Source organism: Dyadobacter sp., assembly GCF_017744695.1.
Classification (GTDB): Bacteria; Bacteroidota; Bacteroidia; order Cytophagales; family Spirosomataceae; genus Dyadobacter.
In genome coordinates this window covers 309,392-331,163 of the sequence record NZ_JAGIAS010000005.1, presented here as the reverse complement: position 1 = coordinate 331,163, position 21,772 = coordinate 309,392, and the positions used below count along the sequence as shown (strand labels likewise).

The window sequence follows — 21,772 nt, the reverse complement described above, 5'->3', positions numbered from 1 at the left end:
TTTTGGTTAAAAGGACAAAGTTGCGCCGATCGTCCAGGTACGTGCCTGCGGATATTGCGCGTAATCGACATTCAGCTGGTTGTACAATCCCGCTGCCTTGTCTCCGCCTACATAACCCAGCTCGGGGTTCAGACCTGTGTATTTGGTCAATGTGAATACGTTCTGTCCGGTAATGTAAATCCTCGCCTGCGTCAATTTCACTTTCTCGATCACCGTTTTTGGGATAGTATAACCTAGCGTGAAGTTTTTCAGGCGGAAGAAATCCCCTTTCTCAATAAACAGGTCCGAAGGACGGAAGTTACGGTTCGGGTTGTCGATACTCAGGCGCGGCACAGTGTTGCTGGTGCCGGCACCATTCCAGCGCTCGCTCGCCTCTTTATACAAATTGAAAGAATAGCTCGCGTCGAGTCCCTGCATGCGGTCGGCATTAAAAATCGAAACGCCGCCTACACCCACGAAGAACAGGTTAAAATCAAACCCTTTGTAGTTTAACCCCGCATTCAAGCCATAGTTGATTTTCGGCTGAGGGCTTCCGATGATGGTCCGGTCTTTGTCGTCGACAATACCATCGCCATTCAAATCCAGGAAGCGGACGTCGCCGGGATGGATCTGTCCGTTGGTTTTCCGGGAATCGTTGGCAATGTTAGGATCGCCGTCGATTTCAGCCTGGCTTTGATACAAACCATTCGTTTTATAGCCATAGAATGTGCCGTAAGGATTGTTCTCGTACGTACGCACGATCTCCTGCTGCCCGCGGCCGTATAGCTGCGACGCGAGGAAGCCGCCCGGCGTGGCGAGTTGCGTAATGCGGTTTTTAATCAACGTCGCATTACCACTCAGGTTCAGCGTAAGATCGCCGAAGGAATGACGATAAGACGCTTCGATTTCCACGCCTTTGTTGCGCAGCTGACCGATATTCTGATCAGGAATAATAGAAGTACCAATCGTTCCGACAGACGGCGGCGCGAGCAGCATTTTCTTGGTATCCTTGATAAAGTAGTTAACCGAGAGGTATAATGCATTTTTCCAAAGCCCTGCTTCCACACCGAAATTGCTCATTTCCGCAGTTTCCCAGCCTATTTGCAGGTTAGCCAGACGGCTCTGCGCAGCACCCGAGATCGGGTTTTGCGTGCCGCCTGCACCCAATGCGTAGCGATACGACGAGTTGATCAGCGCCAGGTATTGTAACGAGTTTACGTTCTGGTTACCCAGCTGTCCCCAGCCGCCCGTCAGCTTGAAGTTGCTGAACACCGGCAATGCATTCTTGAAGAAATCTTCTTCCGACAGTCGCCATCCCAATGAGAAAGCCGGGAAATAGCCCCAGCGGTTGCCCGGCGCGAATTTGGAAGAACCATCCGCACGGAATGTGGCCGTCAGCAGGTAGCGGTCCATGAGCGAATAGTTGGCACGACCAAACCACGAAGCCAGCGCGTCGTAGCTGCGGTTACCGTCTTCGCCGGCCACCGATACGATCGTTCCCGCATATTGCAGATAGCGCAGCGTGGGATCCTCGCTGGCAAAATCACGGCCACGTTGTTTGGAAGAAATACTGTTGAATGTCTGAGAAGTATAACCGCCGACAAGATTCAGGCTGTGCGCACCGAATTTCTTGTCATAGGAAAGAAAATACTCCTGCAAAAACGACCAGTACTTGCCATGTGTCAGATCCAGCTGGTTGTAGGAATTGGTACGGAACTGATCATTGATTTTGACATCAAAATTCGTGCTTTCCGAAAAAGTCGCGTCCATGGCCAGGTTAGCACGCAGTTTCAGGCCTTTGAGCAGTTCAAGCTCGCCGGTAAGGCTACCCAAAATGCGGTTACGGATATTGTTCTGATCCTGTGTATCGACCGTAAAAATGGGGTTGTTGATATCCCCGAACGCCCCGATACCTTTGGTTGAACTGTAAGAGCCGTCGGCATTGCGGATCGGAAGGCCCGGATGGAAACGGATCGCGCTCCAGAGCAAACCGGTTTGCGAAGATGTCGTGTTGGGCGAGGTATTATGCGTATTCGTGAATTGCAGGTTCTGCCCTATTTTCAGCCTCGATCCGATCTTATGGTCCGAATTGACGCGGAATGTATATCTTTTATAATAGGACTTGCCGATAATACCCTTTTCATTATAGTAACCTCCCGAAATCGAGAAGGACGAATACTTGCCGCCGCCGCGGATCGCCGCATCGTAGTTCTGGGTGACGCCCTGTTTGAGCAATGCGTCCTGCCAGTTGGTCTTCTGGGTTTGGTATTGTGTATCCTCCCAAATCGGCGGTACGGGCAAGCCGTCATTTTTATATGCCTCCCGCTTCAATGCGGCCAGATCTGGCGCTTCAAGCATATCGAGGGTTTTGATACGGTTGCTGATACCGGCGTATCCATTGACGGTCACGCTGATCGGGTTGTCGAAAGTACCGCGCTTGGTAGTGATGATCACCACGCCGTTTGCCGCACGTGTTCCGTAAATAGCGGATGCCGAAGCGTCTTTCAGGATTTCAATCGATTCGATATCGTTCGGGTTCACGTCGTTCATCGAACCGGCGGGTACACCATCGATCACCACCAGCGGATCGGCATTGTTTACCGTTCCGAAACCACGGATCTGGATGGTACCCGCATCACCCGGCGCACCGCCGTTGCGGATCACGTTCACGCCCGCCGCACGGCCCTGTAACGCCTGCTGCGCACCACCCGAAGGAAGGTTTTGAAAATCAGAACCTTTCACTGACGATACAGCACCCGTTACATCTTTTTTCTCCTGCGTTCCGTAACCTACTACTACCACCTCTTTCAATGCGCTCACATCGGGAACCATCGTAATGTTCATGACGGAGCCGTTGGCGACTACCGCATCCTGGCTCACATAGCCAATAAAGGAAAAGCGAAGCGTGGCGCCGTTATCCGGCACATCAAGCTGGAACTGACCATTTTGATCGGATGTCGTGCCTTTCTGGCTGCCTACAATGAGGATATTTACGCCCGGCAAGCCGTCGCCTTTCTCGTCCACTACCTTTCCGGTAATCGTCCGATCGGCCGTTGTGCCCGCGATCCTGGCGCTAAAGGGCGCTGCGCTTTGCGGGTCGTTCTTTTTTCTCAGCAATATCCTCGAATTGCCCACCACCTCGTAAGAAACATTGAGGGGTGTAAGCAGTTGGTCGAGTACACGATTCAGCGAACCCTGAAGCTGCTTGGCCGCCACGGTACTCCGGCCCTGGATGCTGCCCGAGCTGTATACAAACTTGACGTCGGCCTGTTTCTCAATCTGGCGCAATACCTGCCTGATTTCCAACGATTCGACTTTCAGCGAAATCTCTTTGTTCAGCAATTCCTGGCTGTAAACGCCGTGTGCCATGGAGATCCCGCAGCATATCAAAGCAAGCAAAAGTTGTTTAGCGGTAGTACTCATGACTTTGTAAACAACCCTTTTGTAGGGTATTTTTTTATGCATAATTTTAAAGGTTTTTGTGAACTGAACAACTCAAAAACAAACAGTATCCTTCTGCCAGGAAGGGTATTCAAAATGGCCGGACATGTTAGCGCATGGCCGGCTTGCTTTTCTTTCTCCATCAGTTACCACAGCCTTCGCCCGAAATAAACAGGGAAGCGCCGCGGCGTTCGTATTCTACATTTACGGCCTTACAGATCAGATCAAGCTGATCGAACATCGGCAGTTCATTGAGGTCGCCTGTGAAAAGACAATTCCGCAGCACATCGCCTTCTACGACAATATCAATACCGTAGGTCTTTTCCAGCAATGCCAGCACATCCGCAGCGGGCGTTTCGGCAAACTCAAACCGGGCACCCGCCTCGGCCTTTTTGACGGCCACTGGGTTCTTCACGATTCCCAGTTCCATCTTCCGCGAATCCTTATCGAAGACAACCTTCTGATTGGGCGTCAGGATAAAACCGTTTTTGCTCGCGGTCTTGCTGTCGGAGGTTTCATAAACTGAAACACGCCCGGTAGCCACCTGCACCTCGATCGAGCCGGCGCCATCATACGATTTTACATTGAAGCTCGTGCCCAAAACCTGCGTAGCCAGATTTTCCGTCGAAACGATAAATGGTTTGGTCACATCCCTCTTCACCTGGAAAAAGGCCTCGCCATGCAGATAAACAATTCTTTTACGCTCTCCGAAATGCTCGGGATAACTGATCCGGCTGTTGGGTTGCAGGATCACCACGCTACCATCCTCCAAAGTGAGCCGCTGAGGCTTGTGCGAAGTATTACTTACGGCAAACCCTTCATGATCATCATTCCACGTCCAAATGGAGCTTAATGCAGGGAAATAGCTAGTCTGCCCGGGAGCGTTATACCAAAATACTCCTGCCAGCAAAGCCACCGAAGCAGCAGCAGCAGTCCACCAGCCTATTTTAACCGGCTTTCTTGTCGTATTGGCCAGAAGCTTCTGCCGGATACGCTGACCAATCTCGTCTTTTTCGGATAGGAGCACGTCGGAGTCTTCCACCGGGTTCTCCTGCAGATATTGCTCCACCCGCAAGTCTTCTTCCGCCGTGGTTTGCCCGGCGATATATTTTTGAATCAGTTGGTCGTAACTTTCAGGTGTCATTTGCGGAGGCGTGTATAGGTTTAGTTGCTGGAATAATACATCCAGAGATTTTCTCTCAATGCTTTCAATGATTTAGTAATATGGTACTCCACGGCTTTCTCGGAGATATTCAACTCCTCGGCGATGTCTTTCACCGGCCGGTTTTCAAACCGGCTCAGCTGGAACACCCGGCTGGTCTTTTCCGGCAGCTTACGCATGACCTCATCCACCGCGCGTGAAAGATCCGAAAACTGCACGATCTCGTCTGTCGAATAGGTTTCCTGGATTTTGTTCAGGATCAGATATTCCTGATACCGTCGCCAGGTGATCTGTGATTTGATAAAATTCGTCACCCGGTATTTCATCGCGATCACCAGGTACGTCGCCAGGTTCCGGATTTCGGTATCCGACCGCTTGTTCCACAGGCTCTCGAATATATCATGCACCAGCTCCTCCGATTCCTCCCGCGACCCTACCTGATGATAGGAAATGCAGAACAGCTTATACCAGTAACGGTCGTAGATCTCCCCGAAAGCACGCTTGTTGCCTTCGCGGAGCTGCTTCACCAGCTGTTCGTCGGTTAGAAATTTAGTCATGAGGGTGCTCCTTTACTCGGATCTGTATGTATAGTCAAACAACTTCCGCCAACCCCTAAAACGGTGGGTCACTTTTTTAGAAAAATTATTTTTTCAGCAGGAATTGCCTGAACTCCGAATCGATCTGAAACTCGGTTACGCCGTATTCGAGCATGCGCTCGCAATCCTTTTTGGCATCGGCCATCATGTTCGCCGATTGTCGGTAATGGTATTTATTGATCGCTGCCACCACGCGGATATCATGCTGGCGCGCCCACGATACGTCCTCGTGCGTGAGACTGGCCGGCCTTTCGAACAGGTAATAGTGATCTGGCGAGTAGCCGGGCTTTTTCATATTTTCTTCCAACTGCTTTCTGGAACAGCTTAGCCGCACTTTGCCAGTAAAAAATCCGGTGGACTCGTCGGTGCCGATCATGATAGCCGTCTCCCGCAGGTGGTACCGATCCAGCATCCCGATCAGCCCGGAGAAGAGCAAGGAATCCATTCCGGCGATCTTGTTATCCAGCATGACGGCCATTTTATTTTCAGCACAAAATCTGAACACGTCGTCGAGGAGCATTGGATGGTTGCCATCCAGCTTACTGGTTAATGCGCGGGCCTCCGTCCATTTCGTCTCCGTCACTTTACGCGGATCGCCATAAAACCGTTTGAAATCAGCATCGTGGTTGGCGATTAAAACACCGTCGGCCGTTACGCGCATATCGGTTTCGACCATTTTGTAGTCCTGCCTGACTGCCTCCTTCAAAGCCGGCAGCCCATTTTCCGTAAAAGTGCTGTCCACTACCCCACCCCGGTGGGCTATCAGACGAATCGTCTTACCCTGGCCGTATACGTCGGCAGCGTACATTATCGGAACAAAGGCAAGTATCAGCGAAAAAAGTTGCTTCATGGAAGATCTTTTTGAGATTGTAAAGGTACCACCGGACGAGCTTCCGAAAATACCCTTAACAATAACATAAAGTCGTCAAAAACGGGCTAATCAGGTTGCGATTTACCGATTGATCATTCAGCCCGGCCTGTCATTCAACAACTTTGGGAGGAAGAATTTTAGGTGTTTGATTTGTACCTGTCAGCCTGAATCAACTACACACCCCAAGGTCAATTACACACACCAATTCGTAAAGCGCTGTACACACACTTTATTTTTTGTTCTGAGCCAAGCTACTGGCTGGCATTTAATTCATATGGGTAGGGAGGCTTGCAAATTAATCGTTTCATTAAAGCCCCCCCCTCCTCCCATTTTATACTCATGGAATCTTTGAGTGCACTCGAAGATGTAAATTTTTGACTATCCTGATTGAACATTCCTCCATTTCTTTCTTCACCGCATGACGGTCAACTCACAAAGTAGCCCAATTCAATAAAATATTTTTGCTGTTTAATGAAATCAAGTGCATTATTTTCTAGTGCACAAAAGTCCGTTGTGCGGTTGAAAATATTTTGAAATGAGAATATCCCGTAAAATAATCCCCTAAGCTTTTAACTATTTTTCATCTTTTTATTTAATAACCATGAAAAAACAATTAATACGACCAGTCTTTCTCGCCCTTCTAAGTATTTGTATTTTTCAGTGTCAACAGGAATATAAAGAACTTTATCCAGCAAATTCAGAACCTGATCGATCATTGACGGTAGACATATCCAGAGCGCTGGAAGTTGCTGATAGCTACATGGATTTGAACAACAGCGCTATCAAAGAAAGAAGTCTGCGCACAACTGGCCCAAGCGACGATCAACGGCCATCCAACAACAAACCCAAAAAAATTAAAAGAAAGCAAACATTTAAGGATGACGATGGAACTGATTTGATGCACTTAATCGAATACGAGGGAGAAAACAAAGAGGACAGGGGTTTTATGATTATTTCCGCGGATAGACGAATGACTCCTATATTCGCTAGGGGAGACACTGGCTCATTTCATCTGGATAATCCTGGCATCCAAATTTGGTTAAGTCATGTCAAAGATCAGGCCAGGCAAGGAAAACAGCAACTGAATAAACCCGAAAAAGACATAGAAGCTCTATGGAAAGATTTCGAAAAAAGAGCCGACATCAAAGCGGGCCGGATAAGCGGGGAACCTGACCCACAACTTCCTCCTGGAAGAAATTGCGCTGACGATTGGGATGCTTTTGTACAGCCGATTTTGCAAACACAATGGGGACAAGGCTCAGGCTACAATAGATACTGTCCCAGCCGGGGCTGCGCAAAAGCAGTCGATTGTAACAAGGCAGCGGCAGGATGTGGCCCTGTGGCGATTGCACAAGTATGGAACGCAACCAATCTTAGAAAACCAACCAGTTTGTCTATGTTCAACCCACTTGGAGCTCAAACACTAAATTATCCATTTTACAATCTCACAAGTTATAGTTGTGCCAGCAGTAATACACAAGACATGCAAATTTCTGCTTTGATTAAAGAGGCGGGTTACTGGGCAAACTCTGACTACACTTTTTTAGATTGTGCCACGTTAACATATAGGACTGAGATCAAAAACGCTTTTTTCTATACTGGCTACTCAAATCCGGGGACAAGAGTAACCTGGGACACATATGAAAATCATGCACTTTCCGAGTTAACGTATGGGTATCCAGCTATTATAGATGGTACGAAGGGAACCGATGATATTGGGAAATTTCATATTTGGGTTGTCGATGGTATTGATACTTGGAAACATTACGTCGAGCCAGAAGACCCTTACGCTCAGTGCATCGAAACATGGGTAAAGTTGTATCATATAAATTGGGGCTGGTACGGTAGCGATAACAACTACTATGCGTTGGGAAATTTCTTTGGTAGTGCGCTAAATTACCGATCGTACCTGCATGCAACCTACGGTTTTAGACCATAGACTCGACTACTATGAAAGTTATACGTGTATCTTTAACATTGGCATTTGTCGCCGAATTTACTTCGTTAATCAGTTGTGATGGTTGTCGGAAAGATGAATTTGAATTATTTGATCGCGTTTTTCCTCCTTGCGATGTCTGTACAACTGTCAAGATAGTTAATAAGAAAACTGGATCAGTCATCACCGACACCACGCAAACGTTAAGAAATGTTTCGGATTCATTAGTGATAAGGCGTAATGGCAACATTATAGCGTCTTTGGCAAATTTAGAGCAGTATTCAGCGGACACGAAAGAGCGCAAGTACTACTTCCGATCTGTTTCGGATGGAGGAATCAAGTCTATTAGATTTATTCTTACAGGGTCTGCCGAGACTCCACTCATAACCAGTCAGTTAATGAACGGAGATTACAATCCTGCAAATGATACCGTAGATATCTACTATCGTCAACGATAAGGCGATTCAAACCAAAAACAACTGAGTAAGTCGGATAAGGTTGAAGGCCAAATAATTTTCGAAATCCAACAAAAAGAGGGTGTCTCATCTTTGAATTGAGACACCCTCTTTTTGTTGGATTTCTGACAACTGAAAGTAGGCGATCAAATCCTGGATGAAAATCTAACAGACTATGCCAAAGGCCTTAACCATGCTTGTAGAAATGTCCAACTGATAAGGAGGCAAAGAAAAAGGGCCCGCGGGCCCTTATGAAAAGTCGGTGTAGACCAGAAATTAAATCAGCGTCTCTGCCATTTGCAGGAAAATCGCTCTTTTGTAATATTCGGGATCATATTTAACGAGTACTTGCGTGCCTTTGCGGAGGGAGTCATATTTGGCAAAAGGAAGGACCTCCCTCATCTCCGTTACAAAATCATTACCGGCCTTTGATTGTACCTGCACCTGCACCTGAAACTCGGGCAGGTTGTTGAGGTATTCGCCCGTCGGCCGGATGGCTAGAACGGTAGCGTTCGCCTGAACGCCTTGTTTGAGAATCTTCTTCTTTCTCTCTTCCGCGATCCGCCTGCGAATAGACGATAAAGTCCAAAAAGCTACCATGCAGACCAGAATAAGTGTAGCGCCGATTTCCCTGTTATTAAATTCCACAGCTAAATTTTAGTTAAGAGTGTGATGCCCAAAAATAATGGAATAACTCTAAAAAAAGTACCATTTCATTTATTCAACGGTCGATCTTGTGATCAAAAGGCAAAAGTCATTCGTTTGAGCCAAATATTTCACGGTAAAAAGCAATTCAGGTGAGGCGATTCCGCTCCCGGGCGAAGTAGGACGAAGGGTTGCTTTAACAGGATTTTTTTATAAAATTTATTAAAATAATTATTAATATCATAATGGCATGATTTTCCTGCGTCCTAAAACCTATTGATCAACACCTTATTCAGCATATCAATGGAAATCAAATCCAATCACTCGACCGGAAACCGCCCTGAGGGAGACCGTATCCTGGATGCGCCATATGTGTTCAGCGATATTCCTACCTACCTTGAACAGCTCAGATCGGAAAAATCATGGGCAAAGAATGACCGGAATGCAATTACTGTCTACAAATCAGACAAAATCACGATTGTCGTCGCCATTCTGAAATCGGGCGCGATGGTCAACGACCATTCGATTGACGAATGCCTCACATTCCAGGTGCTGGCAGGGGAACTGAAAGTGGAAACGGAAGGCCGGGTATTTTACACCACAACCGGCCAAATGATGTCGTTCCATGCCCATCTGGCACATTCGATCACGGCGTTGGCGGATTCGGAAATACTCATCACAACCTATAAGGAATAATACGGGGGCGCCTGGCAGACCTTTTCCGATCGCCGAGCTTACTCTGTCGGAGATACCCGTAACCAGCGAGCAATCATGAAGATTGGCGACAAACTATTGAAAGAGCTTTCCAGACGCTACGAGCCGGAAAGCACGATCGACAAAAAATTCGGGAGATACGACCTGACTTTCCGCACTGACGCCGATGGGAATCCCACCATGCTTTTCATCGGCAGCCGTAATGCGCAAGGCCGTATCGTCGGCGAACGATTCGCGCGAGTAATGGTCCGCGATCCATCGGGCACATTGCTCAAAGATCATTGGGATGCAAAAGGCCGCGCATAACGGGTATCATTTTTGTGAAGGGCAGCACCAATCAACAAATGAAGATCCTTATGAACCGATTCAAAGCCAGATTTTTAATGCTCAGCTTCGGTGCCGCCATGCTGCTGTCATCGTGCGATTCGACCAATAACCGCGAAACGACCGTAGAAGGCTCCGGGAGCCGGTCGGAAACGACGCCAAACGACAGCAGCGGCGCGGAAAGCCGGAAAGACATCGGTGTTGGCGCTGATAGCCAGGACGATTCACTTGGCTATCCCAGTAACCAATCCAATCTGAATGCCGATTCGACGCAGAAGAAGCATGACGATAAAGTCGGGAAGCCATAGCGTAAAAACTAAAAAAGAGGCCGGAATAACCGGCCCCTTTTGTTTGCTGATGAACTGTAATCTGATGTTAATGATAAGCGTTTTCCGCATCGCGGAGCCGCTTGATCGTGTCGTGACCGCTTTTCAGCGTGGCTTTCTGACGTGTGATCAGTGCCCGGAGCTCAGGTGTCAGCTCATCCGATTCAAGGGCCGAGTTATACGCTTTCTGCGCCGCATCCTCCCCGAATTCCGAATTTTCCAGTGAAGTTTTGCGGCTATCGCTGCTGAATGCGGAGCGGACATCCATCCAAACCCGGTACAACTTGCCAGATACCATAGTACCCGTAGCGGGTTCACCACCCAATGCGGTAACCTCGCTGCTTAATTCAACCACATTGTCGCGGCTATGGTTTGCAAGGCTGTTGTAAACCGAACGAAGGTCGGTATCGCTGGTGTCCGTTTCGTCATAGGCCTTTTCGTAGCCTACGATGCGGTCGTTGTTGATCAGGATCAGGTCATTGAGTGTTTCTATAATTGCTGCATTTGCCATGATTATGCATGATTAGTGATGCGGCATTTACAAAAACTATTGTTCCAAACCACTCTCGCGCAGCCAGGCGGCATCAATGCTGTGATTTGTGGATGTTTTTGCGCCGTATATGCAGGCAATCAGCCGCTTACCTGGCCCGGTAAGCTATTTTTCGCTCAGTTTCCTCCTTACCTTACTGAGAAATTCAGGAGAAAAGCCGAGGTATGACGCGATGTAATGCTGCGGAACGCGCTGGGGAATAGCGGGATACCTGGCCAGAAAATCGAGGTACTTCTCAACCGCACTGGTAGAAATAGTCCTGAACAGCCGCTCTTGCGTTTGTGCGAGGTTGCGCTGCACCATCAGCCGGAACATCCGTTCAAAACCGGGGACATTCGCTAACAGTTTCTCCTTGGTTTCGGGAGTAAGGATGAGCACTTCGCAGTCTTCCAGTGTTTCGATGTAAACGTGGCTCGGGGTTTGGTTGTGGAAGCTGGTAATGTCGCTTACCCACCAGTCCTCCACTGCAAATTGCAGCGTAACCTCCGCTCCGGCACTGTCGATAAAATAGGTACGGATACAGCCTTTGAGAATATAGGCCTCAAACTGACAAACTTCCCCCTGTTGCAAGAGGAAAGTTTTTTTGGAATAGGTTTTAAACTGGAGTAATGAATCGAAATATTCGAGGTCTTGTGGGGTGAATGGCAAGCACCTCAGTGCATAGCTGTTAATCTTTTCAAACATAATCAGGTTAATGGGTTGGCTACCGGCGGTTGGCTACCGGCGGCCAGCCGCAAACGGTTAACCACCAGCCAATGCATGCCGGATCTCAGAATATAATAGACCGCTGCCGCCTCCGAAATGGCGCAAGCAGACGATTCGCGGATCGATGGTTTGGCAAAGCGATGTAATCTGCTCGCCAGTCTCCTCATCTACGCCGACTCCCAAAAGTACTAAATCGACCGAATTTAAACGAAGTACTTCCTCCGCTTCCTCCAAAGAACCGGCAGGTATCCCGTGCCAGAGCTCGTTCTGGTTGATCAACCGGATAATCGTTTCCAGGATCTCGGGATGGTTGGCCACTGCCAGAATATTGATTTTCGACATATTACCGATCAATTCAAGTTCATATTCTACCACTTCTCAGGAACCTCGATCACGAGCAAAGAGCTTTTCCCGACCGCCTTCACCGCGACCGGAGCGTCCGGCCAGAACCCATAACCGTCACGTCTCGAAAGTAACTGCCCGTTCACTTCGATTTTCCCATCGATTAAAAACACGTACACACCGTTTCCCTCCTTTTTCAATTGGTATACGGTTTCAAAACCTTCATCCAGCTCCGCCAGGTGAAACCAGGCATCCTGGTTGACCCACACGCCGTCGTCATCAGGATTGGGTGACAAGATTTGCTGGAAACGGTTGTGCCGGTCGCCGGAGGCATACTCCATCTGGTCGTAACGCGGCGCCACGTTCAGCTTGTTGGGATACAACCATATTTGAAGAAACGTAACAGGCTCGTCGGGGTCTTTGTTAAATTCGGTATGGTAAACACCGGTACCGGCGCTCATCGCCTGAATTTCTCCCCGACGGATCACCGCCACATTCCCCAGGCTGTCCTGATGTTCCAGCGTACCTTCCAGCGGGATCGAGATGATCTCCATATTATCGTGAGGGTGCCGCCCGAAACCTTTGCCGCCGTTAACGGTATCGTCGTTCAAAACCCTCAACGCACCGAACTGGATGCGTTGAGGATCATAATTTCCGTGAAAACTGAAAGTCTGTGCGCTTTCGAGCCATCCATGGTCGGCGTAAAAGCGCGACGCTGCGGGATGCAGTACGGAGTTTTTCATGATTGTTTCAAAATCGTGTTGTTCACCAATTGGATTTCTTCTCCTGAAATCGTGTGAGGCCGGCCGGGATAAATCACCTGGTTAACCTTCGCATTCATATCTTCCAGGATCGTCACGCTCTCCTGCACACGCGATACAGGCACGTGAGGGTCCGGGTTACCGGTCGAAATAAACACCGGCGTCTGTTTGAAATCGCCGTTATAATTGTCGATCTCCAACTCCCTACCTACCAGCCCGCCTGTAAAAGCGATGATTCCCCCATACTTGCGGGCATTGCGCGAGGTATACTCCAGCGTAAGACAAGCCCCCTGTGAAAAACCGGCGAAATAGATCTTGTCGGCAGGAATGCCGCCGGCTTCTATTTCAGCTACCACGTCCCCTACCAACGCCAATGCGGAATCGAGCGCAGGCTGGTTTTGCGCGACCGGCGCCATGAAACTGGTTGGATACCAGCTGTTGTTCGTAGCCTGGGGCGCATAGATCGCGAAATCGTCCAGCTTCAAAACCTTTTGAAGGGAAATAATATCTGCGGCAGTCCCACCCCGGCCATGCAACATAACGATCGCCTTTTTAGCCTGCTGAATGGGTACTCCGCTTGTGATGAATTGTTTGCTATGGGTGTACATGATGAGTTTTGAATTTTGAATGACTGAATGATTGAATGACTGAATAATGCCTATTCAATCATTCAATCATTCGGTCATTCAGTCATTAATTAAGTACCGGCAATACTTTCACAATCTGCTCTCTGCGAGGTTCGTACTGAGGAGGCAGCATCAAGCCTGAGCCCAATTGCTCCACTGTTTCGTCGGTTGCAAAGCCTGGGTTGTCACTGGCAATCTCGAACAACACGCCTCCTGGTTCGCGGAAATAGAGCGAATAGAAGTAGTTTCTGTCGATTTTATCGGTAATCTGCAAACCTGCATCGAGTACTTTTTTGCGGAACTCCATCAGAATATCATCGTTTGCAACGCGGAACGCGATGTGGTGAACCGAACCTTTGGCCACATGACCGGCTCTTTCACCGGGAGCCTCCACCAGGTCGACGATATTCGCATTCTCTACCGCATCGGTCACAAACCGGAAGCGGTTCACATGCTGCTCAGCCAGACGGTAACCGAAAATATCGGTCAATACTTTGGCAGTTTCTTCGATATTATTCGTGGTGATCGTCACATTGTGAAAACCGCGGGTCGCATACTCTGCCGTTACTTCCGAAGTTGTCCAGGGAATACGATTATCTGTAACTTTGGGAACCGTCAGTTCAAATTTCAAACCGTCGGGATCCAGGAAGGTTAAGTACTGCTCCCCGAATTTTTCGGCAGGTTTGTTATAAGTGATTTTGTTCGCGTCCAAACGTTTCAGCCAGAAATCCAGGCTGCCTTCGGGCACCGAATATCCTATCTCGGTAGCCTGGCGGGTTCCGCGGCGGCCGGCAGGGATCTGGTTACCCCAGGGGAAGAAAGTCAGGATCGAACCGGGTGTGCCGTTTTCGTCTCCGTAATAAAAGTGATAGGTATTAGGGTCGTCAAAATTGACGGTTTTTTTCACCATTCTAAGGCCTAATACCCTTGTATAAAAATCGTAGTTGGTTTTAGCGTCACCAGCGATGGCTGTAATGTGGTGGATGCCGTTAATTGTATTTTCCATTGTCTTGTTCAGTTAAGATGTTTCTTTGTTTTTGATGATACAAAGGTATATCCCCGGGCAGGGGCAAGTCATTGAACTAGGACAAGAAAAACGGAAAGAGAGAATTTATTCGAGCGGGCTCAACAAACTCAGCACGGCATCTTCCTCCACCACCCTGCCGGCCGCTTTTGCCGCTTTCAAGTACACGCTCATCGGGTATTTTCCGTCGAATGCGGGATCCGTTTCCACCATCGGCACTTTCAGCCGCGCATGTTTGAGGCTTGCAAGGTCTGACAACGACACGTAACTGAGCTCCGGATTACCCTGCCCCAGATCGCAAAGTCCGAAAGCTATATTGTTAACCGGATCAAGCTCGGACAGCAGCCAAATGGCCTTACCATATTTGGAGTGCAACTTCACAACGGGCGCATGGTCCTTCGCAAGCTGGTTTTGTACCTCTTGCGCATTGTGGACCATTATTTCAATCAGGTTTTGCGGGATCATTTTTGACATGCGGCAAATTTAGAAGTTTTGTCCGGGTGCCGATGCGCCGGAGCACCATAAAATAAGTGGAACCAACTGCCGCTGTTTTTCGGATCACTTATTTGCCTAAATTTAGAAGAGAATAGTCCTTCACAATTTATCGGAACCTGAGTAAGCGCTCCTTGTTGGAATGCAGAGATTACTTTTGGCATTTCCAAAACCTATTTCAAATAACCTCAACCGACCTATCCATCCTAAAAAGTAACGTATGAAAAAAAATCTATCACTACTTACGCTATTATTCTTTCTAATCACTTCACACAAAATTTTATCCCAGGTTGTCGTAACCTTTCCAACCGAAAGGGCTGTTTTTCAGCGGAACAACGCCAATGAAGCCGACGTATATATAGGTGGGTATATTACGCAGCCGTATCAGAAAATCGAGGTACGGCTTATCCCCCGTGTGCCCGGCGAAGGCGAGCCATTTCCGGCAGGCGGCGGCTGGGCAACGCTCGACGACCAGATTTCGGCCGGCCAGTTTTTGGGATCTGTACATTTAAAAGGTGGCTGGTATCAGCTGGAAGCACGGGGTGTGGCAACCGGCGGCGGCACTTCAGCCGTCACGACGCTTTCCCGTGTGGGCGTGGGCGAGGTGTTTGTTGTGGCGGGTCAATCCAACTCAACTGGCGGCGACTCCAATCCAAATGGCCCCGGAGCGGCCCATGACCAGGTCAACAGTGTCAATTTCCAGAATGTAGACCCGGTAACATCGACCATTGCCCCCTATTCCAATGTGCAGCTTCCCTGCCCTGAGTTTGTACACCTGGATGCCAACGTCAAAACGGCGCCGTTTGGCAACTATGCTTGGTGCTGGGGTTCTTTTGGAGACAAGATTTATGAGAAACTGCGCGTGCCGGTGATGATATTCAACGGCGGCTGGTCGAGCACCGGGATCGATAACTGGAAACAAACCATCGATCCCAACGGCGTAACTACCAGCGCATTCGGCTACACATTCCCGACAGGCCTGCCGTTCGGGCATTTACGGCTGGCATTGAACTACTACATTGCTCAATTGGGCGTACGGGCCGTTTTGTGGCACCAGGGAGAAACAGACAACTACCTCGAACAGCCGGGCGACAATACTTACAACCGGTATTTATCGGCACTTTGGGACGTTGTCAATGCCAGCCGTAACGTGACCGGCAAACCAAATCTGGGCTGGGTGGTCGCACGCGCGTCGCGATTTACCGTCAACGGCGCCACCCGTGTTTCGGCCAATGTTGTTAATGCCCAAAACGAGCTGATCAACAACGACGGACTCTACCCGCACGTTTTTCAGGGCCCCGAAACAGATCCCTATTACAGCATTGAATACCGCCACGACGAGATCCACTTTCGCGGCGACGGCGTTACTCCCTCGCCCGACGGACAAATCTATTCAGGGCTGATTTCCCTGGCCGGTTTCTGGGCCGACAAGATCACACCCGATTTCCTCAGTCAATCGAACCCATATGCCGCGACGCCGCCGCCGGCCGTCGACGCGACAAGCGTACCTGGCAGTTCGCAGGTTACCTTTACAGGCCCTTCAGTGCCGGGCGGCTCCCAATATAACTGGCTTAACTACGGTGATTGCAATCTGGTACAAAATACCGGGCAGCAATGGACTGTGGGGGCTGGCTTGTATAAGCTGAAAATCATAGATTCCAACCGCAACACTGTTTTCTCGCCTGCATTGAATGTGCTGTCAACACCGCTTCCTGTAACCTGGCAATCGTTCAGCGCGCGCGTGGGCAGCACCGGGCGCGTAACGCTCGACTGGGCTACGGCCTCCGAGGTAAATGCCTCACACTTCGAAGTGCAGCGGAGTAACGATTCCCGAACATTTACGACCGTTAAAAGTGTGAATGCCATGGGTAACACCCGAAGCAGCTCTTTCTATCAATATGAAGATGAATTTCTTCCAAAGGGAATGTATTACTACCGCTTGAAGCAAGTGGATGCAGATGGCCGGACTGACCTGACGCGCATTGTGAGCGTTCGCGTGAATGGAAATGAAACGGTGCGCGTATTTCCCAATCCAGCCACCGATTTAATCACAGTGGAATCCGCCCAGCCGCTGAACCGCGTCGATATTTTTAACAGCGCGGGCAAGCTGGTGCAAAGTGCCCAAACCGGAGAGAAAGCGATTCGTTTGAACATCGCTGATCTGCCGAAAGGTCTGTACGTGATATCGGTGGATGGCCGTGAGTTGAAAATAGTAAAATAAACCAGCCTACACCACCGTCAAAGCCTCACGCCGGTATTCGAGCGGGCTCACGCCGCGATGCTTCCTGAATGTCTTGATGAGATGGCTGTCGTCTGTAAAACCCAGTTCGGCAGCTATTTCATTAATGCGCATATCGCTGTGTTTCAAGCGAATTTCCACTAATGCAATTTTATAGTTGATGATGTATTGCTGCAAGGTCTCGTGCGTGTGCTTTTTGAAATACTCGCTGAGGTAATTGAGCGAAATATTGAAATGGGAAGCGATGCGCTCGGCGCGCAGCAACTCCGGGTTGTAAATATTTTGGTGGATATAATGAATAATGTCCAGGGACGTGTTTTGTGCGAGCTGTGTTTTCTCCGGAATATGGGTGGTAATATTCCTCGCCACGACTGTGAGCAAGGTATTGAGTAGTTGCTGTACGAGCTCCTTGTGCAGTGTTTGCCGGTTGGCATATTCCTGTCTGATTGCTTCCATCAATGCCCTCACCAATGGCTTATCGTGCTCGTTCCGGAGAATACAGCCTTGCAGGTGATTATTATTATGGAAGATATATTCCAATTTATGGATCCAGTCTCCCAGGTTACTATGCTCATCACGTGCCTTCTGCGCATTCAAATAGATGTTATTGAAGCGAACAAACATAAATGTCGTCGTATCCTTCACCTTGGTATAATGCAAATCCATTGGCATCGCTAAAAACAGGTTTTCCTTCTGATACCGAAACTCATTCTGGTTGATATGGTATGTCCCGGTGCCGTCGAACATATACACCAGTTCAATAAATGTGTTCTTATGCTCCTTGATCGGGCATTCGTCGACAGTCACTAGCAAGACGTCGAAAGGCTGATGGATATGATGGATACGCATACCGGCAAAGGTACCGATTTAACCCAAATTTTTACAACTCCGAAATACGGCCGGCCTTCGAAATTTGCAGACATCAAATCAAAACCATTGCAAATTATGAGAGCCATCACATTAGCAAACAACGGAGGAACTGAAAACCTGATATTCAATGAAGTACCAACACCGGAAATCAAGGAGAATGAAGTACTGGTGCGCGTCAGAGCCATCGGCATCAATCCGGTCGACGCATTTGTAAGAACCCATCCATTCGCCCTCGAAATGTTCGTTAACCCGCAAGCTGGCGAAACGGTCATCATCGGCTGGGATATTTCGGGAGTGATCGAAGCGGTCGGCCGGCAAGTCACTCAGTGGAAACCAGGCGACGAGGTTTTCGGGATGGTCAATTTCCCCGGACACGGCAAAGCCTACGCGGAGTACGTGGCTGCGCCGGCAGACCAGCTTACGTTAAAGCCCGATAATATTTCGCACGAGGAGGCCGCTGCCGCCACACTCGCTGCGCTGACGGCCTGGCAATCATTGGTCACCTACGGAAAAGTGAAGGCCGGAGAAAAAGTGTTGATCCATGGCGCCGGCGGTGGTGTCGGGCACTACGCGGTGCAAATCGCGAAACATTTTGGCGCCTATGTAGTCGGCACCGGGTCCGCCGCCAAAAAGGATTTCATTCTGGGCCTCGGCGCCGACGCATTCATCGACTACACAGCCGTCAAATTTGAAGACGTCGTGCAAGACGCCGACATTGTCATCGATTCACTTTTTGGTGATCACATATTCCGATCGCTGGAAGCCGTGAAGAAAGGCGGGCGGGTAATCGCACTACTGGCACCCTTCACGGACGAAAAGCTGATGCAGAAAGTGCAGGAAAAGAATGTATACGCCCACACGCTTAAAGTCACTTCGAACGGTGAGGATATGCAGCAACTGGCCGCGCTGCTCCAATCAGGGGAAGTGCGGTCCCACGTTTCTGCCAGCTACGCATTTGACGACATCGCGAAAGCGCATGACGAAATAGAAACCGGAAAGACCCTTGGGAAAATTGTAGTGACCCTACCTTAATGCGAACCATGCCCTTTTGGCGTGCTGTACTTCCGCGGCGCGCCACTTTGGCATTTACAATCGGCTGGATAGCTTTTTGAACAGGCTTTACCAAAACGATACCCAGCAGCTATGGACACCTTTTCAAGCATGATCATCGGCGCGGTTGATCAGATCAAAAATGCCGTTGTAAAAATCGATATATTCAAAACAGTCAATGGAAAAATACGACCGGCCGGCTCCGGCTCGGGATTCATATTCTCTTCCGACGGGCTCGTCTTCACCAATAGCCACGTAGTCGACGGTGCGGAGAAGATAATGGTAAGCCTTCTGAACGAGAATGAGATCGAAGCAACGCTCATAGGCAAAGACCCGGATACCGACCTCGCTATCCTGAAAATATACACCCAGGGCTATTCGGTAGCCAAACTCGGCGATTCTGGTGCATTGCAGATCGGACAGTTCGTGATCGCTATCGGGAACCCGTACGGTTACCAGCACACCGTGACAACGGGCGTGGTTAGCGCACTCGGCCGGACACTGCAAACGCAATCGGGGCGGTTTGTTGATAATGTAATCCAGTCGGACGCGGCGCTAAACCCGGGCAACTCGGGCGGCCCGATGATCAATACCGACGGTGAAGTGATTGGGGTAAATACGGCAGTCATTCAAGGTGCTCAGGGACTGAGCTTCTCTGTCGATATTAATACGGCCAAGGAAATCGCCCGCCAACTGATCCGCGACGGTAAAGTATTCAAGGCCTACCTGGGGCTGCAATTACAGGATGTCCCCTTGAATGAGCGCGTTCGTCAGCACCACAAACTACCCAACCACGAGGGAATTTTCATCACGCATATTGAGCCTAACACGCCCGCATCGCGCTCTCAGCTAATGGAAGGCGACATTATCGTTTCGTTCAACGGCAAGCCGGTACGCAATTCCAATGAGCTTTTCAAAGCGCTCACAACACGCGACATTCTGCGCATGACGGACATTTCGGTGATCCGGCACACGGAACTGCTCAACTTTATTGTTGTTCCGGTTGAGAAGAAGGCCTAGTGTCACGCAAATGGCTATAAGGTGTTTCAATCAGCTTGATTTGAAGCACCTTTTCCATTTTACAGATCGTTTCCAGTGTGAGGTTCTCCGAGCCTTTCAGGATTTTGCTAATGTATTGAGGGGAACAACCCATGAGTTCGGCAAGATCTCGTTGCGTCAATTCCTTTTTGCGCAGGGTCCTTAATACTGCCAAGGCGATGTCAGACGACACATCCAGCCAATATTCATTCTCCTGTCGAAATGTCGCCTCCTTTATCCATTCGGTGTCGGGCACGGCCATTAGCTTTAATTTAGTTATTGCGTCCATCTCATTTCAAGTTTTAGAATAATTCAAACAATCCAAATTCATCTTTTTGATCTCCTTTCAAAAAACTACAAACTTCTTCCAGTTTCTTTAATTCCTCGTTCAAATGCTCGCGTTCATTCATAGTTCGCGTCAATTTAATTGCGCCACCTGTTATTACAAACCGATTAACACCCAACCTAATCGCATAAATACGTAACCAACTGTGCTTGCGAAGTCCCCTGGCCTTGCTTTTTTCAAAGTCGTCCAGGCGCCATGTTGCAGGATGTAACGGCCTGAATATCGCAGATAAATTCGCAGAATCACCTCGCGTGCCAGCCGACGCCGCGGTTAGCAATGTACCATTAAGTTTGTACGCCTCGGCCTTGGTAACTTTTACAGCCTCCTCAATCGACATATACCCCCAAAATCTCAATAAATCCTCATAATTCGACTCAAAGAACCATTCGAGGTATGTCATATCCCGCCATAGCCGGAATGTCTTTGAAAATTCATGGTCGGGCCCACCACCAAATTGCACAGAATACAAGCTGTTCGGCACTATCTCAAATATACCTGTTATTTTCATAATAATAAACTTATAGGTTTACATTCCACCCATTCATTTATTCTTGATACGACAAGGTTCAACTTTGGTAACGGACTTCGACAAGCACAAAAATCAAACGGCTTCAAGAACCATTTTTTTGGTTTTTGAAGTCGGGGGAATGCGATATTTACGCTTTGAGATGCGCTCAGAAAGCTTTTTCAATTTCAATGGAATGAAAAGCTACGCTTTGTGTGTTGTGTAACCTGTTGCAAAATAGTTTGACGAAATTTTTGACAGGTTATGAACTGGATTACCATTAGCAGTGAAGCAGAAGTAGATCATATTTATCAATCGGCCGATTACTCCATCATCTATAAACACAGCCCCCGTTGCGCGACCAGCCTGATGGCTTACCGCCAGCTTAAATCAGAAGTAAATGCTGCTTCCGACATCCAGATCCCCATTTACATTGTAGACGTGATCCAGAACCGCAAGGAATCCCAGGCTATTGCCAGCAACTTTGGTGTTGTGCACGAATCTCCACAGATTCTGGTCGTGAAGGGCGGGCAATGCATTTACGATGCATCGCACGAAGACGTCTCCCTGCGTGATTCACTGGCTTCTTTGAACTAAGCCCCAAGGATACCTGGCCAAAACCATGGATTGAAGTGGTGTTGAAAATATTTTTATGGAATATATCCATTGCTTAGGATATATTCCATTATATTTGTTTCATCAACAAACGGAACTAAGACGGCCTACACAGATCACCGTCAAAGCTTATTAACACTTCATCACAAACAGACGCAAA

General features: G+C 48.7%; 23 protein-coding genes. 8 read left to right on the top strand and 15 right to left on the bottom strand.

All coding sequences use genetic code 11. The annotated features are described in order from the left end of the window. Positions 1 to 6 precede the first annotated feature (6 nt). From J7619_RS19780 to J7619_RS19765, 4 genes are all read right to left on the bottom strand, one after another. On the bottom strand, positions 7 to 3,444 hold the full coding sequence (locus J7619_RS19780; RefSeq protein WP_291202502.1) for a TonB-dependent receptor: 3,438 nt from the start codon (positions 3,442 to 3,444) through the stop codon (positions 7 to 9). A 118-nt stretch (positions 3,445 to 3,562) separates the two neighbouring features. Next, positions 3,563 to 4,564, bottom strand: a complete 1,002-nt coding sequence (locus J7619_RS19775; protein WP_291202499.1) for a FecR family protein — start codon at positions 4,562 to 4,564, stop codon at positions 3,563 to 3,565. 20 nt (positions 4,565 to 4,584) lie between these two features. After that, positions 4,585 to 5,139, bottom strand: a complete 555-nt coding sequence (locus tag J7619_RS19770) for an RNA polymerase sigma factor (RefSeq protein ID WP_291202496.1) — start codon at positions 5,137 to 5,139, stop codon at positions 4,585 to 4,587. 85 nt (positions 5,140 to 5,224) lie between these two features. Then, entirely contained in the window at positions 5,225 to 6,028 is an 804-nt protein-coding gene (locus tag J7619_RS19765; protein ID WP_291202493.1) for a glycerophosphodiester phosphodiesterase family protein, read from the bottom strand. A 622-nt stretch (positions 6,029 to 6,650) separates the two neighbouring features. Between J7619_RS19765 and J7619_RS19760 the strand changes: the two genes are divergently transcribed. After that, a complete protein-coding gene (locus tag J7619_RS19760) occupies positions 6,651 to 7,988 on the top strand; it encodes a C10 family peptidase (RefSeq protein ID WP_291202490.1) in 1,338 nt (445 codons plus the stop codon). 728 nt (positions 7,989 to 8,716) lie between these two features. Here J7619_RS19760 and J7619_RS19755 read toward each other — a convergent pair. Continuing rightward, positions 8,717 to 9,088, bottom strand: a complete 372-nt coding sequence (locus J7619_RS19755; protein WP_291202487.1) for a hypothetical protein — start codon at positions 9,086 to 9,088, stop codon at positions 8,717 to 8,719. Between the two features lie 300 nt (positions 9,089 to 9,388). On the opposite strand from J7619_RS19755, the gene J7619_RS19750 reads away from it, so the two are divergent. The 3 genes from J7619_RS19750 (at position 9,389) to J7619_RS19740 (ending at position 10,431) form a co-directional block, all read left to right on the top strand. After that, a complete protein-coding gene (locus J7619_RS19750; RefSeq protein WP_291202484.1) occupies positions 9,389 to 9,781 on the top strand; it encodes a hypothetical protein in 393 nt (130 codons plus the stop codon). A 75-nt stretch (positions 9,782 to 9,856) separates the two neighbouring features. Further along, entirely contained in the window at positions 9,857 to 10,105 is a 249-nt protein-coding gene (locus J7619_RS19745; RefSeq protein WP_291202481.1) for a hypothetical protein, read from the top strand. Between the two features lie 50 nt (positions 10,106 to 10,155). Further along, positions 10,156 to 10,431: a hypothetical protein gene (locus J7619_RS19740; protein ID WP_291202478.1), complete on the top strand. Its 276-nt coding sequence runs from the start codon at positions 10,156 to 10,158 to the stop codon at positions 10,429 to 10,431. A gap of 67 nt (positions 10,432 to 10,498) precedes the next feature. Here the strand turns inward: J7619_RS19740 and J7619_RS19735 are convergent, their stop codons facing one another. The 7 genes from J7619_RS19735 to J7619_RS19705 form a co-directional block, all read right to left on the bottom strand. Next, positions 10,499 to 10,960, bottom strand: a complete 462-nt coding sequence (locus J7619_RS19735) for a PA2169 family four-helix-bundle protein (RefSeq protein ID WP_291202475.1) — start codon at positions 10,958 to 10,960, stop codon at positions 10,499 to 10,501. 144 nt (positions 10,961 to 11,104) lie between these two features. Beyond that, positions 11,105 to 11,683, bottom strand: a complete 579-nt coding sequence (locus J7619_RS19730; protein ID WP_291202472.1) for a Crp/Fnr family transcriptional regulator — start codon at positions 11,681 to 11,683, stop codon at positions 11,105 to 11,107. Positions 11,684 to 11,740: 57 nt separating this feature from the next. After that, positions 11,741 to 12,046, bottom strand: a complete 306-nt coding sequence (locus J7619_RS19725) for a response regulator receiver protein (RefSeq protein WP_291202469.1) — start codon at positions 12,044 to 12,046, stop codon at positions 11,741 to 11,743. 26 nt (positions 12,047 to 12,072) lie between these two features. Beyond that, positions 12,073 to 12,789: a pirin family protein gene (locus J7619_RS19720; protein WP_291202466.1), complete on the bottom strand. Its 717-nt coding sequence runs from the start codon at positions 12,787 to 12,789 to the stop codon at positions 12,073 to 12,075. Next, positions 12,786 to 13,415 (bottom strand): alpha/beta hydrolase, encoded by a 630-nt coding sequence (locus tag J7619_RS19715; RefSeq protein ID WP_291202463.1) that lies wholly within the window; start codon positions 13,413 to 13,415, stop codon positions 12,786 to 12,788. Before J7619_RS19715 ends, J7619_RS19720 begins: the two co-directional genes overlap by 4 nt. An 85-nt stretch (positions 13,416 to 13,500) precedes the next feature. Next, complete coding sequence (locus J7619_RS19710) at positions 13,501 to 14,439, bottom strand: ring-cleaving dioxygenase (RefSeq protein WP_291202459.1); 939 nt, start codon at positions 14,437 to 14,439, stop codon at positions 13,501 to 13,503. A 105-nt stretch (positions 14,440 to 14,544) separates the two neighbouring features. Beyond that, positions 14,545 to 14,931: a DUF2958 domain-containing protein gene (locus J7619_RS19705; RefSeq protein WP_106595257.1), complete on the bottom strand. Its 387-nt coding sequence runs from the start codon at positions 14,929 to 14,931 to the stop codon at positions 14,545 to 14,547. 238 nt (positions 14,932 to 15,169) lie between these two features. Here J7619_RS19705 and J7619_RS19700 point away from each other — a divergent pair, with 238 nt between their 5' ends. Next, on the top strand, positions 15,170 to 17,170 hold the full coding sequence (locus J7619_RS19700) for a T9SS type A sorting domain-containing protein (RefSeq protein WP_291202454.1): 2,001 nt from the start codon (positions 15,170 to 15,172) through the stop codon (positions 17,168 to 17,170). Between the two features lie 6 nt (positions 17,171 to 17,176). Here the strand turns inward: J7619_RS19700 and J7619_RS19695 are convergent, their stop codons facing one another. Next, positions 17,177 to 18,037, bottom strand: coding sequence for an AraC family transcriptional regulator (locus J7619_RS19695; RefSeq protein WP_291202450.1), 861 nt, complete (start codon positions 18,035 to 18,037; stop codon positions 17,177 to 17,179). A gap of 96 nt (positions 18,038 to 18,133) precedes the next feature. Between J7619_RS19695 and J7619_RS19690 the strand changes: the two genes are divergently transcribed. Further along, on the top strand, positions 18,134 to 19,090 hold the full coding sequence (locus tag J7619_RS19690) for an NADP-dependent oxidoreductase (RefSeq protein WP_291202447.1): 957 nt from the start codon (positions 18,134 to 18,136) through the stop codon (positions 19,088 to 19,090). 111 nt (positions 19,091 to 19,201) lie between these two features. Beyond that, positions 19,202 to 20,128, top strand: coding sequence for a S1C family serine protease (locus J7619_RS19685; RefSeq protein WP_291202444.1), 927 nt, complete (start codon positions 19,202 to 19,204; stop codon positions 20,126 to 20,128). On the opposite strand, the gene J7619_RS19680 is transcribed toward J7619_RS19685, so the two are convergent. Both J7619_RS19680 and J7619_RS19675 read right to left on the bottom strand, forming a co-directional pair. After that, entirely contained in the window at positions 20,097 to 20,435 is a 339-nt protein-coding gene (locus tag J7619_RS19680) for a helix-turn-helix transcriptional regulator (RefSeq protein ID WP_291202441.1), read from the bottom strand. The genes J7619_RS19685 and J7619_RS19680 overlap by 32 nt on opposite strands. A gap of 13 nt (positions 20,436 to 20,448) precedes the next feature. Continuing rightward, positions 20,449 to 21,000, bottom strand: coding sequence for a hypothetical protein (locus J7619_RS19675; RefSeq protein WP_291202438.1), 552 nt, complete (start codon positions 20,998 to 21,000; stop codon positions 20,449 to 20,451). A 261-nt stretch (positions 21,001 to 21,261) separates the two neighbouring features. Here J7619_RS19675 and ytxJ point away from each other — a divergent pair, with 261 nt between their 5' ends. After that, the gene (gene ytxJ, locus J7619_RS19670) at positions 21,262 to 21,594 is read left to right on the top strand and encodes a bacillithiol system redox-active protein YtxJ (protein ID WP_291202435.1); all 333 of its coding nucleotides are present in this window, start codon (positions 21,262 to 21,264) and stop codon (positions 21,592 to 21,594) included. Positions 21,595 to 21,772: the final 178 nt, after the last annotated feature.